Source organism: candidate division KSB1 bacterium, from assembly GCA_034506335.1.
Lineage (GTDB): Bacteria > Zhuqueibacterota > Zhuqueibacteria > JANLFK01 > Oleimicrobiaceae > Oleimicrobium.
The window spans coordinates 24,220-38,149 of sequence record JAPDPR010000014.1; the positions used below are offsets into that span (position 1 = coordinate 24,220).

The 13,930-nt window shown below is 59.7% G+C and carries 8 protein-coding genes; 6 read left to right on the forward strand and 2 right to left on the reverse strand.

The annotated features are described in order from the left end of the window. The first annotated feature begins 1 nt into the window (after position 1). From ONB25_06420 to ONB25_06445, 6 genes are all read left to right on the forward strand, one after another. Entirely contained in the window at positions 2-1,513 is a 1,512-nt protein-coding gene (locus tag ONB25_06420; protein ID MDZ7392509.1) for an oligosaccharide flippase family protein, read from the forward strand. Next, positions 1,479-2,912: a B12-binding domain-containing radical SAM protein gene (locus ONB25_06425; GenBank protein MDZ7392510.1), complete on the forward strand. Its 1,434-nt coding sequence runs from the start codon at positions 1,479-1,481 to the stop codon at positions 2,910-2,912. The genes ONB25_06420 and ONB25_06425 overlap by 35 nt, the downstream gene beginning before the upstream one ends. Before the next feature lies 1 nt (position 2,913). Beyond that, the gene (locus tag ONB25_06430) at positions 2,914-3,363 is read left to right on the forward strand and encodes a nucleoside 2-deoxyribosyltransferase (GenBank protein MDZ7392511.1); all 450 of its coding nucleotides are present in this window, start codon (positions 2,914-2,916) and stop codon (positions 3,361-3,363) included. A gap of 22 nt (positions 3,364-3,385) precedes the next feature. Beyond that, on the forward strand, positions 3,386-4,588 hold the full coding sequence (locus tag ONB25_06435) for a DNA polymerase IV (protein ID MDZ7392512.1): 1,203 nt from the start codon (positions 3,386-3,388) through the stop codon (positions 4,586-4,588). Between the two features lie 94 nt (positions 4,589-4,682). After that, the gene (locus tag ONB25_06440) at positions 4,683-6,821 is read left to right on the forward strand and encodes a tetratricopeptide repeat protein (GenBank protein ID MDZ7392513.1); all 2,139 of its coding nucleotides are present in this window, start codon (positions 4,683-4,685) and stop codon (positions 6,819-6,821) included. Between the two features lie 95 nt (positions 6,822-6,916). Beyond that, positions 6,917-7,636, forward strand: coding sequence for a tRNA 2-thiocytidine(32) synthetase TtcA (locus ONB25_06445; protein MDZ7392514.1), 720 nt, complete (start codon positions 6,917-6,919; stop codon positions 7,634-7,636). Positions 7,637-7,924: 288 nt separating this feature from the next. On the opposite strand, the gene ONB25_06450 is transcribed toward ONB25_06445, so the two are convergent. Together ONB25_06450 and ONB25_06455 are read right to left on the reverse strand one after the other, a co-directional pair. Further along, entirely contained in the window at positions 7,925-9,697 is a 1,773-nt protein-coding gene (locus ONB25_06450) for a T9SS type A sorting domain-containing protein (GenBank protein MDZ7392515.1), read from the reverse strand. Positions 9,698-9,910: 213 nt separating this feature from the next. After that, on the reverse strand, positions 9,911-12,148 hold the full coding sequence (locus ONB25_06455) for a TonB-dependent receptor (protein MDZ7392516.1): 2,238 nt from the start codon (positions 12,146-12,148) through the stop codon (positions 9,911-9,913). Positions 12,149-13,930 lie beyond the last annotated feature (1,782 nt).

Genomic DNA, 13,930 nt, shown 5'->3' on the forward strand with positions numbered 1-13,930 from the left:
GATGATCTTTGCGAGCATCAAGCGTTTGGCCAAGCACTCGGCCGTCTACGGCATAGGTTACATCATTTCCCGCTTCATGGCTTTCCTCCTTCTGCCCTTGTACACGCACTTCCTCAGTCGAGAGGAGATGGGCGTAACCACAATCATGTTCACCTATCTGGCCATTTTCACCATCCTCTACACCTATGGCCTGAACTCCGCCTTCCTCCGTTTCTACATTATGGAGGAAAGCGAGCAGGGGAAAAAGCGGATCTTTTCCACTGCTTTCCTAACCTCCCTCATCAGCAGCTTCTGCTTCTCCGCAGTGCTCTACGTGGCTGCTGCACCCGCGGCTGCGCTTCTCTTTAGCGCCGAATCCCACGCTACCGGCGCCCCTCTCACAACGATTGTGCGCTATGGAGCGGCAATTCTGTTCTGTGACTCGTTGGCCATTCTGCCCTTTCTGGTCCTGAGGGCAGAGGAACGATCGGGACGCTTTGTGTTGTTCAAGTCCTTCAACGTAGTCAGCAACATCGTGCTCAATGTGGTGTTGGTCGCCTTGATGGGGCGGAAGGTGGAAGGCGTGTTCTTGGCCAATGTGATCTCCTCCGCATTGACCCTGGCGGTGCTCATGCCCCTGGTGCTCAGTCGGATGCGGTTGACATACTCGCGCTCCGATTTGCGCGAGCTGCTTGCCTTTGGTCTGCCCTACATGCCCTCAACTCTCTCGGTGGTCATTCTGGACACCATCGATCGGCCGCTGCTGGAACGGTTGGCGGGGGTGGACGTGGCCGGCCTCTTTGGCGCAGGCGCGCGCATAGCCATCGTTATGAACTTGCTCGTCTCTGCGTTCAGCTTTGCATGGCACCCCTTTTTCCTTTCTACCGTCAAGGAGGAGAACGCCAAAGAGATCTTCTCCAAGGTGCTCACCTATCTGCTCGTCGTCTGTTGCTCGGTGTTCCTCGTGGTCTCGCTGCTTGTGGACCATCTGGTGCGACTGCGGTTGGGTGGATTTACTCTGTTTGAAGAAAAGTTCTGGGACTGCACCGCGGTGGTACCGGTGCTGATGTTGGCGTACATTCCGTACGCCGCGCACGTGAACTTCCTTATTGGCATCTACCTGGAAAAGAAGACGGGCTACTTGCCGCTTTCTACCGGCTTGGGCATGGCTGGTAACCTTGCCGCCAACTTTCTACTTATCCCGGCGATGGGAATGATGGGCGCAGCCTGGGCGCGAGTGATCGCCTACACCATCATGGCCTTGGTACTGTACCCCATCGGTCAGCGCTTGTACCCGGTGCCGTACGAGTTCGGCAGAATCGCCAAGTTGGCCGTGGTCGTGGCGGCAGTGTTCTTCGCGGGGACGAAGGTCCATGCCCCATGGCCGTTTCTCTATCACCTGCTCTTGCTGGCGTTGTTCCCGGTATTGCTAAAGTTGGTGGGGTTTTTCGACACTAGAGAGCTGGCCAAGTTGCGTTCTTTGTTGGGAGGCGCACGTCGTGTCATGCCTCGTGCTGGTGAACCAGTGGGTTGAGGGCATCAGCAATAACAAGCCCCCCTTGGGGTTGGGCTACCTGGTGGCCTACCTCAAACGCTATTTGGACTTTGACGACGTAGAGGTGGTCAATACTGGCAAGGGCGTGTTCGAACGGATTTGCGATGCCAACCCTCGAATTGTAGGCTTCACGGCCTATTCCGCCAACTATGCTGCAGTGTTGGGGCTGGCCAGGCAGGTGAAAAAGGAGCTGGGGGTAATAACATTGCTGGGCGGGCCCCATATCACCGCGCTCCCGCAGAGCCTCGACACGTGCGTGGACGTGGGAGTACTCGGGGAAGGGGAGGAGACACTCGTGGACCTGATGCGCCTGTTTCTTGAGCACGGGCGCCTGGAACCGACCCGTTTGGCAGAGGTGCCTGGCATTGTGTTTCATCGGGATGGGGGCGTGTGCATCACCGCGCCGCGGCAACCGATCTTTCCTCTGGATGCTATCCCGTTGCCGGACCGCGATGCGCTGGACATCGAGCGGTTTCTCAGACCCAGCCCAATCCTCATGAACAACCAGTACCTGCGCGGCACCACCATGCTCACCTCGCGGGGGTGCCCGTTCAAGTGCATCTACTGCCATGTCTCCGCCAAGTGGGGGAGGCCGCGATTCCACTCGCCGGAAAGGGTGGCCGAAGAGGTTGAGGTGCTGGTGAAGCGCTACGGGGTGGAGGGGATTTACATCGCTGATGACCTCTTCACCGCCAACGCGACCAGGATCAAGAAGATTATCAGCGGACTTGATGCACGTGGCGTGCTGGGCAGAGTTCGCTTCTTCGTTGACTTGCGCGCTAATCTGGTGACTGACCACGTGATGGGCTTGCTGCGTGACATGGGGGTGGTGAAAGTCTCTTTAGGGCTGGAATCCGGGTCGGATCGGGTGCTTTCCTATTTGAAAGGCGGCGATGTGACCGTGGCCCAAAACAGGCAGGCGGTAGCCATTGCAAACCGTCACGGCATTGGCTGTTACTGCTGCTTTATGCTGGGGGCCCCCCACGAAACGCGCGCGGACATTCGCCTCACGCAGGGGCTCATCAAGGAGATTCTCGATGCCCACCCCCAAAACTTTTGTCAGGTGTCGGTGACCACGCCTTTGCCCGGGACCGCCCTGTGGGAGTATGCGGTGGAGCGGGGCATTATTGGCCAAGAGGTGGACTGGAGCCAGTTCAGTCTCAACCCGGAGCTGAGCCTTCAGCCGGATTTCTACGTCAACGAGGAAATCCCGTTCGCTGAGTTTCAGCGATTGGTGCGGGAGACGATGGAGATCGCCGGCAGCCGACGTTTGCCGGCAATCCTGCGCCATCTTTCGCGCCACTATGTTGTGCAGGCGCTTCGGCGCCCTGACCTTGCACTTCGCATCGCACGCGACTATCTGAAGCATCGGAAGTAACATGCGCATCTACTTTTCTGGCTCAATTGCGGGGGGACGTCGAGACGCGGAAGTTTATGCCCAGATTGTTGCTTACCTGAAAAGTCGTGGGCACGAGGTTCTCACCGAGCACGTCGCCAACCCGGGCGTTCTGGAACTGGAGAGACATATGTCGCCGCGGGAGATTTTTCGGCGGGACATGGAGTGGCTGCACAACTGCGACGCAGTCGTGGCCGAGATCTCCAATCCTTCCTTGGGCGTAGGCTATGAGATCTGCCAAGCGACCCACTTGCGCAAGCCAGTGCTCTGCCTGCACCGGGAGGAGCTTTTCATTTCCCGGATCATCCTTGGCAACCCGTACCCGAGGCTGCGCGTTCGGGGTTACAGGAATCCGGCCGAACTCCTGGCCCACGTGGACAAGTTTCTCGGCGAGCTTCAGGTTCAAACCACTGGTGAGGGCAGGAAGTGCTGAAGGACAGGAATGCCGAAGGGTCATGGGGCGAGTAGTCCTGCACCTGGACATGGATGCCTTCTTCGCCGCCATCGAGCAGCGCGATCATCCTGAGCTGCAGGGGAAGCCGGTGGTGGTGGGCGCTGACCCCAAGGGCGGAAAGGGGCGAGGAGTCGTGTCGACCTGTAGCTACGAGGCGCGGGCGTTCGGGATCCGCTCTGCGATGCCCATCTCCCAGGCCTACCGCCTTTGCCCATGGGCCGTTTTCTTACCGGTGCGTGCCGAGCGTTACCTCGAGGTATCGGCAGAGGTCATGCGCATCCTTGGCCAGTTCAGCCCCCAGATTGAGCAGGTTTCCATAGATGAAGCTTTTGTCGACCTAACCGGGACCGAGCGCCTCCTAGGCCCGCCGCGGGAGGTGGGCGTGCGCATCAAACAAGAGGTGCACCGCCGGACCGGGCTGACCGCCTCCGTGGGTATCGCCCCGAACAAGTTCATCGCCAAGGTCGCCTCAGATCTGCGCAAACCCGATGGACTGGTTGTAGTCGAGGAAAGCGAGGTCACCGATTTTCTGTGGCCCTTGCCGGTGTCGAAGCTGTGGGGCGTTGGGGAGAAGACACTGCCCCAGCTTCAGCTCCTCGGCCTGCACACGATCGGGGATGTGGCAAAACAGACCCCGCAGTTCCTCCAGGCGAGATTCGGCGCGTTGGGGCTTCATTTGTGGCGCCTAGCCCAAGGAATTGATGAGCGGCCGGTGGTCCCGGTCACTGAGGCCAAGTCGCTGAGCAAGGAGACGACCTTCCCTGAGGATACGGACGACCTTGAGGTGCTTCATGGCACATTGGTGGCGTTGGCCGATGCTGTGGCGCGGGGGCTACGTCAGGAGAAGGTGCGCGGCTATACCGTGACCCTGAAGATCAGGCTGGAGGATTTTGCCACCTTCACCCGGAGCCGTACCCTGGGCCAGGCCACCGATTCCTCCCAAACCATCCTCACGGTCGGCGAGGAGCTTCTTCGCCGCTTTGATCGCGGTCACAAAAAGGTGCGGCTCCTGGGTATCGGCGTCTCAGGCCTGGTGCGCGATGTAGAAGGGCAGCTGGCGCTTTTCGACGAGCCCGCGCGAAGTCCCATAGACGAGGTTATGGACCGCGTGCGCGAGCGCTTTGGGGAGAAGGCCATCTCGCGCGCGAGTGCCGTACTTGATAGCAAGAGAAAGGGAGCCCACGGCAAAGAGTTACAAAAATGACGCGTGTTTTTTTCTGTGAGAGTTGTAGATTTTTGATGATGAATAGCGGTCTCCGTTCTGGCCACGGCAGCGGTCACAGGCGCGGGCGACTTCCATGGACAAGAAGACGAAACACTCGCTAATTGTCGCAGGACTTTTGGGCATTTGCAGCGGGAGCGTTCTGGCACAGCACGGACTCGGCGTGGTGTTCGTGCCGGAGGTGAGGGGTGTGGCCGAGGCCGTGCCAGGAGCGGTTGCTGACAGCATAGTAGCGCACGCGCGTGCCCGCCTGCAAACCGCCCCAGGTCTGGCGCTCTTTGAACCTTGGGCCAATCAGCAGGCGCTCAGACCAACCGTGGACCGGCGTTGGGGTCTTTGCGCTCCACCTGCCGCGGACTCACTGGTGAAGGCGTCAGGTGCGGCCGCCATGGTGCACTTGCGCGTGGAGGTCCACGACAGCCTGCTTGAGTACGACTGCGCGGCGATTGAGCCGGCTTCAGGAGTAGCTATTGGGACTGAGAGAGGGGAACTTGTGCTTTCGGATGGGTACCAGGGGAGTTTGGAGCTTGTGGACGAAGCGATTGATCGCCTTAGCGCTCGGCTGTTAAGTGAGATAACGCCGTATGGCTATCCATTCCCGGAAGACCAGGTCGGACTGCTTATTGTCGCCGCGGACTCGTCCGATTTCTGCCTCTCTTTGCACAAGGCCATTGACGAGAGCGTTGCTCATGGCGGCCTGGAGTCTCTGAAACGAAAGGTGCTTTGGAATTGTCTTGGACGTGACGTGGGGGAGGCGCGCCACGCGGCCGAGGTGCTCCATGCAAGCTTGGTACTCACCTGTGTGCCTGGGGCTTTTGCGGGGCCGGCTGCTGCACTCCGGGCATACACGCCCCTGCCGTCCACAGCCGAGGCCGTGCGCACACCGCTGACCCCGTTGGAGGGGTCGTGTGTGGAAGTTCTGCTGGGCGCCGATGAGGTACCAGACGCAGCAGAACTCATCATGGCCCGGGCCTTTCACCTCGCCGGGAAGGACAGCGAAGCGATTGCGCTGGCTACTGCCGCTTTGCGGAGACTTGGCACCTCCTCGGGGCTTACCCCTTGGCTCCGTTTGGTGTGTGCACAGGCGCGGCACGCTCTGGCGCGACGCCTAGTCACTGCGGTGCCCTCTGAGACGATCGACCTCGCATTGGAGGACTATGCTGCGTGCTTGGCTGCGTCTCAGGTGGCAGACGACTCGCTGCGCGCACCTCACCTGTTGTTCAACATCGCGGATCTGCATCGTCTGCGAGGTGACCAAGACCGGGCCGTGGCTGGGTTCGCACGGGCTGCGGTCGGATTCTCGCGAATGAATGCCTGGCGGGAGCAGATCCTCAGCTACGAGGCAATCGAGGAGTACCATCGTTCCCGGCGCGCGTGGTCCCATGCCCGCACAATTCGCGCAGGCATAGTAACCCTGGCGCAGCGCGCCGGCGACGCTCAGACGTTAGGGAATGCCTATGAAGACCTCGGCATGCTTTTCGAGGTGGAAGAGCTCGCGGACAGCGCTCTGGATGCCTACCGTCGGGGTCTGGAGGTCTATCGCCTTGTGGGCAACATCTATGGCACAGCGGAGCTAGAAGGCAAGCTGGGCAAGGTGTTTCGGCGCCTGGGTCAGGCCGACTCTGCTCGTGTCCATTTCATGCGCCAGATCGCTTTGGGCCAGGAGCTGCATAGCGAGCCGCTTCTCGCCAAGGGGCACTTTAACCTTGCGCTCCTCCTGCGGGCGGACAACAAGCCGGATTCGGCATTGGCCCACTTTCAGGCAAGTCTGGAGCAGTTGCGCTTGATCGATGACCTTCCTGGCGTGGCGCGCGCGCTTAACAATCTCGGCGCCATCTATCACGAAACAGGAGACAGCGCTCAGGCTGCTCGCTACTACACCGCAAGCCTGGAGACCGCACGCCAGGCGGAAGAAGAGGTACTGACCATCCGGGCCATGCTCCACCTCGGCGACCTGTGTCGCGACGGGCAGAACTATGGGGAGGCCAACGCGTGGTACGAAAAGGCGCTGGCCTCCGCCCGCAACGCAGGTGACGTTCATGGAGAGGCCCTCTCACTCTTTTCTTTGGGATTGGTGCGAGTGAAAACGGGCAAGATCAGTGATGGCTACCTCCTCCTGGAAAGGGCAGTACGGCTGGGCGAATCGGTGGAGCCGGAAGAGTTTGCCCCCCAGCGAGAATTTCTCCGCCGGCTGCGGCAGATCATCGGCCAGTGAAGGGCGCGCAACGCCTCTGCACACATGTGAACGATTCTTCCCAAATCGCGATGGTCGAACGGCGCAGCAAACTGCATTACAAGTTGGTGGGGTTGATGGACAGGGCGGTGCGCGATTTCGGGCTTATCTGTTCAGGGGATCGGCTTCTTGTGGGGGTCTCAGGCGGCGCTGATTCTTTGAGCTTGCTGTTTTTGCTTGCAGACCGGGCCGCGGTTTATGGCATGAATGTCCAGCTGGTGCCAGCGTATTTGGACATGGGGTTTACGCCTGCAGCAGCACAAAACGTCGAACGCATGGCCGGTTTTTTCTCTCGCGTTGCTCCCACCTTTCATGTCGAAGCAACGCAATTCGGGCCACAGGCGCATCTCCCGGGAGCGAAGAGGAATCCCTGCTTTCTTTGTGCCCGCCTGCGCCGTAAGCGGCTGTTCGAGCTCGCGCAGGCCTACGGGTGCAACAAAATTGCCCTTGGCCACCACAAGGATGACATCATCGAAACCTTTCTGATCAACGTTTTCTACGGTCGCGAGATCAGCACTATGGTGCCGCGCCAGGAAGTCTTTCGAGGTCGATTCCACATCATACGTCCGCTGGCGTACGCGTGGGAGCGCGATTTGAAGGCGCTGGCACGGGAGCAGAAGTTGCCAGTGCTGGAGGAAGGGTGCCCCACCGAGCCCGTCTCCAAGCGGGCCTACGTCAAAGACCTCCTACGACGATTGGAGCACGACCACCGCGGAACCAAGGAGAACATCTTCAAGGCGTTGTGGCGGGTGAAAGAGGCCTATCTTCTTGCCGGGGCGAGCAAAGCCCAGGCTTAGGGGTGGGCAAAGTAGAGAGTGCAAGGACCCCTACACGTGTGGCCATAGAACGCCATCCCACCTACGGCGGAACTACCGGCACCCATCTTTGGTGAGCACGTAAGCGAGGCCGGCGCACACGCTTTGGCGTCCCACCTTTGCTCCGGTCATTGCTTTGGTTGCAGAGCCTCGGAGCTGTGGACGACAAGTTGTGGGCATCCCACCTTGTCAGAGCGGCGATGGAGGGGTGAACGCTCCTCCATCGCCGCTCTCTCGGTGCTTCTTGTGCGGTCCGTCAATCTTTGTCGGTTACTTTACCAGCAGCATCCTCTTGGTGTCCATAAAGTCCCCTGCCTTCATGCGACAGAGGTACACACCGGCGGCCACATGGTTGCCCTGGTCGTCCAACCCATCCCATTGCACCTGGTGCGCCCCTGCTTGCAGGTTCCCGTCGACCAGGGTGCGGATAAGCTGCCCGTTGCTGTTGAAAATGGTGATCGACACCCGTGAGTCCTTTGGCAGCTGAAAATCAATCGTGGTCGACGGGTTAAAGGGGTTGGGGAAGTTGCCCGCTAACAGGAAGCTTTCAATCATTTGTGGCACGACGTTGGTCTGCGGTCTTTCTGGCGGCGAGAACTTGCGCAGTGCATTTGAGGTGCCCGCGAAGCGCAGCAAAATGGCCACCTCCTCAATGAGGAAGCCATCCGTTGATCCGACGAGGTTGATAGTAACCATATTGTTCCCAGGCACTAGGTAGGACAAGCTTAGGGGCAAGTTCGCCGTAGCCGAGCTCAGCCATCCTGGGGAGACGATGTCAGCGGTGAGCGGCACGGGGTTACCTTCGACCTCCACCGCTGCTTCGCCCACATTGTCGATGTCGCGAGCCGTGATAATGAGTTCCGCCTCGGCAGCGGAGGCTGGATCGACCGGGAGGTCGATGACCCAGGTGTACGAGCGCCGCCACGACGGTAACCACAAGAAGAGACGCGGGAGTTCACGTGTTGCGGGGAATACGAACTCCGCCTCCTTCGGCTGGCGGGCGATATCGATGCCTCGGGGGTGCACGTCCCCAAGGTCGATGGTGGTCGCAACGGCAGGTGGCTGCGCGGTATTGTCGATGACCGACACCGTGTTCGAGCCGGTATTAGTCACGTAGGAAAAATTTCCGTCGAATGAATAAACTACATCGGTCGGGAGCGTGCCCACCGCCACCTGGCCGCCGACCACCGGTGCGGCGGGGTTGGTGAGGTCGAGAATAGTGACCATGCCCATAAAGCTGTTAGTCACTTGTGCCGTCTTGCCATCGGGCGCTATGGCGATAGAGGTCGGAGTGGTGAGGGCTCCCAACTCTAGAGTGGCCACGACCGCAGGAGGTGTCGCCTGTAGGTCGAGGACCATTACCGCGCCTGCACTCGTGTTGGTGATGTACGCGTACTGACCTTCAGGGTGCACAGCAACGGCCGCAGGCGTTCCACCCAGCGCTACGCTGCCCTGGATGGTGTGAGTCGCAGCATCGATGATCGTGACCGTGCCACCCGCCGCGTCACCCACTGCCGGGTTGGCCACCAATACCCTTGAGCCATCGGGTGTGAAGGCCAACCCCAAGGGCGCCACCTCCGTCGGGATCTCGTGGAAGACCGTGTGGTCCTTGGTCGCGATGACCGAAATGTACTCAGTCTGCTGATAACCGGAGAGTGAGCAACTCACGTAGACGAAGGCACCGTCTGGGCTGATGGCCATTTCCGTGGGGCCGTGGCGAACCTGGAGCACAGCCTCAATTCGCTGCAGTACCATGTTCACCACATATACCTGGTGCGTTGCCGCGCTGCTCACGTAGGCCCAGAGGCCATCGGGTGTGACCTTTACGTCAAAGGGGACGACCCCGTAGGTGCGGGATGCAGGGTCGAATACTGGAATGGTAGCGATGAGGGTGTTGTTCGTCAGGTCAATGAGCTGGACAACTCCGCCTTCCGCGCCGGCCACCACGGCGATGGGGCCTGCCGGCTGCGGGGCAGTCAGTCCCAATGACGCCACCGCACCAAGCAGCAGCGTCGCCAGTAGCCACTGTCTTTTGCTTCGCATTCTTGCCTCCTGGCAATAAGTGAGTGAAACACCGAACGGGAGCCCCGCCGACCTCGGCCGCCGGGGCCGAGCCGGAACTGCACTCCTCGTTCACCTTTCCGCAGCGCGCACATCGCGAACGCTTGCCTGCGGTACCAACTCTGAACTCACATGGTCAGGGCCCTCCTTTGTTCGTGCGATCACCTCTGTTTTCTCACACCCCGCGTGGACTCCTTACAGCATGGTGCCACAGCCGAGCGAGATTAAGCGAGGCATCATGTATACTGTGGTCGGACCTGGGCCGGCACCGGAAGGGGAGTGAAAGTCCCAGGTAATGTCGTAGACATTCCGTGCATTCGTCACATTGAACACCTCGATGTACAGCGAGACCTGTTTACGGATTGGAAGGCAGAGGGAATAACTGACCTTTATGTCGAGTCGGCTGTATGGGGCGAATCTATTGAATTTGCCACTTGTCCGTCCGCCCTTCAGTTGCGGTCTGCCGCTGGCATAGTTCCACCCAAGCCCTGCCACCAGGCCCCGCGTAACGTTCGCTTCTACACGGGTCACAAAGGTATGCGGACGCTCCCAGGCAACAGGGGTCCAGGTGGTGTTCCCGACCCGTCGATAGCGGGAGCGGGTTGCGGCATAGTGCACGTGGCAGGTCAGAGGGAAGGAGGGGGAAGCCGGTCTGTCCAGAGACAACTCCAGTCCGGCCGCGTAGCCTTCACCACAATTGCAGGCTCGGTAGAGTATCCGGTCACGCGGCACGAGTAGGCGTGAATAGGACTTATAGTACCCCGTAATCTTGCCTACCCCAACATTGGGCCATTCCTTCTCCCCACCAACGATGTAGTGTGTCGCTTTCTCCGCCTTTAACCAAGGGGCTACGTCAGCGATAATGACAGGCTCATTTCGCGAGATAGTAGACAAGAGGGAGGGAAACTGGTAAAAGTCTCCGTAGGCAGCAAACACTCTGCTTTGTTGGGTGCAATGGAAGACCACGTTAACGCGCGCGCTCAGAACTTTTTCGCCGCTGAGCGTCGAATAGTCGGTTCTGGTGCCTAACCCTGCTTCGAGGCGAGGAGTGAGTTGGATGTGGTTTTCGAGGTACGCTGCTATGGTGGCTGAGTCATGTTCGTACTGGATGATGGCCGGCAGCTCGAGGGGCGTGCGCCATCGCGACTGCCAGTGGAGACCTGAGTGTGAGCTGGTCAGCGAACACCCCGCTTCCACGGCGAGACCCTGCCTGAGGCGCACATAGGACCAGGCTCTTGCACTGTGTTCAGCCGTGCGGTACTGGAGGTGGGCTCGTCGTGTTGCATCTTGCTGGTCAACGAACAGAACCCAATTCGCGTCGCTCGTGTGGGACAATGAAGCGCCGACCAACAGACGCTCATTGGCAGTAGCGGTCCAGTCCACCATGAGTGCTCTTGACCGCGAGTCCTGAGAAAGGCCCATCTCTTCACTCTCCACGGTCGCCAGAGTGGTTTTCTCGTTCCCGCCCGCGAGCGTCACATTGATCTTGTGGCCGGGCAAGGGGGTTAGCGACATCTTAGCAAACAAGTCCTCAAAACGGGGGAAGGCATACGGGCCCTTGCTTATGGCGGAGCCGATGAGGTCGATGACGGATCTCCGACCCGCGATCAACACGCTGCCTGCGCCTCGCAAAAGAGGTTGCTCTATGACCGAGGACGCTGCTAGCATATCTACGTGGCAAGCGAGGGAACGACGTTCGCGACTCGGTTCTCGAGTGTGCAGTTGGATGACGGCGGACGTCCTGTCACCGAAGCGCGCCGGGAACCCGCCGGGCATGACCTCAACATAACTGAGGATTTCTGCTGGAAAGGCGCTGATGCCACCTCCCATGAGGAGTCGTAGGCGATAAGGGTAGGAGATGGCGGTATGGTCGAGAAGGACTAGGTTCTGATCGGGGCTGCCACCCCGCGCATAGAGGAGGCCATTGTAGTCGCTGGCCATGCTAAAGGCAGGCAAATTGCGCAGGCCACGCAAGGGATCTGCAAAGGTGCCAGGAAGGTGACTCTGTTGCACCGGATCGATCACTACGCGTATCCCTCCGAGGTGGGCCTCAAGGTCTGTCATGGTACGGTCAGCGGTCACGTATACGGGCGGAAGCTCAACCGGTGCTGGTTCCAGACGGAGCACAAGGTCTGTATGAGTGCCGGGTGCTACTCTTACGCCGGCTATTGTGACCGCGCGATAACCAAGACGGTGTGCGGAGAGTGTGTATACGCCTGGGGGGACGGCCGAAAAGCTGAACTTGCCGTCCGCCCCCGTACGCATCGCTATGGCGATCCCGTCCAGGCGCAGGGCCACATCAGCGACAGGGCGCTCCGTGGTGCGGTCAAGCGCTCGACCGCTCAAAACTCCCGCAGTAGGTGCCGCGACGGTGGCGGGAGACAGGAAAACCACCAGGATCAGAGGCGCGCAAAGAAAAGCAAAGTCTCTCATATTCCAGCCGCCAGTGGAGACAATGAGACAGTGCTCCCTTCCATGGACCGACGCCGTTCGGACACAGGATGCTGTGCAAAGGGAGAATACCAGCGGCGGGCAAAATCCATTTCCCCGCGGAACAATGGGTATGACTAAGCCCCGTGGTGGTCCGCTGTATAGTCCGACCGCGACCGCCCGCTATGCGGCCACTCGGTCCCTGTGCTCGCGGTGCGCCTTACTAATCTTCCTGCGCCGCGCCGACGGTGCGTTCGCGCTTCGGCCGACACGCTGGTGTCGCACTCCCGGCTGGAGCTGGAACGCTCGCAGCGATGGGGCGCAAACCTTGCTCCCTTATTACCGCGCCGTCGTGCTCAGACCGCCAGTGGTTACGTAGCGGCTAGGGCTCTGCAATTGGTGCTGACGCTAAGTGATTGCCGTCCTCGTCCCCCTGCCCGTCGGACCAGCAGCTGGCGTACAAGGCGGGTCATCTCCCCTGGTCTGATGGGCAGAAGCCCTGCTTCCAGCCCATTCTAAGTACCCGAGGACGTTGTAAATTTAACGAAAATTTTGCAAAAAGTCAAGGTTTTATTGCGGAGGGCGATAAGGCTCGGGATAGTTGTCTTGACCGGGTAGCGAGGGGCGGTGCTGTGCTAAGGCAGGTCAGGATGACTTGCGCGCAGCTTTCTTAGTTGCCTTTGTCCTGTGCGTGCGCCGCCAATCCTCGCATTGACCTTCGTGCTCCCAGGCTGGGATACTGGTGTTTTTTCGAAGAAGCAGAAATCAATGGTTCTTGGCTCGCTCTGGGGGGTCTTGAGCAGTTCGGTTGAATTGGCCCGGGCTGTGCTACGGGCGGGAATGTGGGCTGCGCACCTGTTCGCAAAGGAGAGCGCGTTTACTGAAGAGGCGTCAACGGCAAGGTTGAGGCAAGTTCAGCTTTACGAGGAGGGCAGAATGTGGGGTAAGGCATCACCACAGCGGCAGCGGAAGCTGGAGGGCTCGTCCATTGGGTTAGCTCCTCAACCGAAACGAGTGCACCGGGGGTTATTGAACGTGACGGAGGGATCTCTTGCGGTCGGAAACGTAGGCGTTTTTCAAGTTGGCTCGTGAGCTTCAAACGGTACAGAGGATATGAGGAGCACCGCGAATGGATGGGTGCACCATTTCCTGACAAGAAACCCGCGGTGGCCTCTCACCGCAGGAAGGAGACTCTCCACGGTCTCTAAGGGTTTGCGATCCGCAGAGGTGAATCCCGTACATCTTGCCCTCAGTTGTTTTGGCAAGGGGAGAATTGATGCACCCGGTATGGAGCTCGGAAAGGTCAGCGTGGTGTGGTTACCAGGGGTCTCCCTGTATCTGGTTATCGCAAGGTAATAGATCAGCTGCAAAGCCCTTGGTGGAACTCCGCGAAAAGGTGCATGGGGTATCAACACGTGCCGTCGCCGGGAAAATCTCGAGCTGCTCGGAAATGACCATATCCCTGATCGCAGGAAAGGTGGGGCGTGAGTGGAAGGCTGCCAGGAGCGCGGCGGGAATCGCAGCCGGAAACACACTGAGGAAGAGTGCTCGGGAGGCCTCCGAGTTCGCGCCAACACTCGGTGTTATGGGTCTGGGGTGAGTGCCGGACGATAAGGCCGTCTACCCTTTTCTACCGGGGAGTGTGGACGGTTCGGTTTCCGGTACCATGGTTGTTGCCGCGGCCAGTCCCGCCTTCGCTCGTACACGGATTTTCTCGGTTCCAGAGCTAGACGCTTGGGAAGCTGGGGTCGCCCGTCCGCAGGGGCGGTAACGCGAAGGACCGCG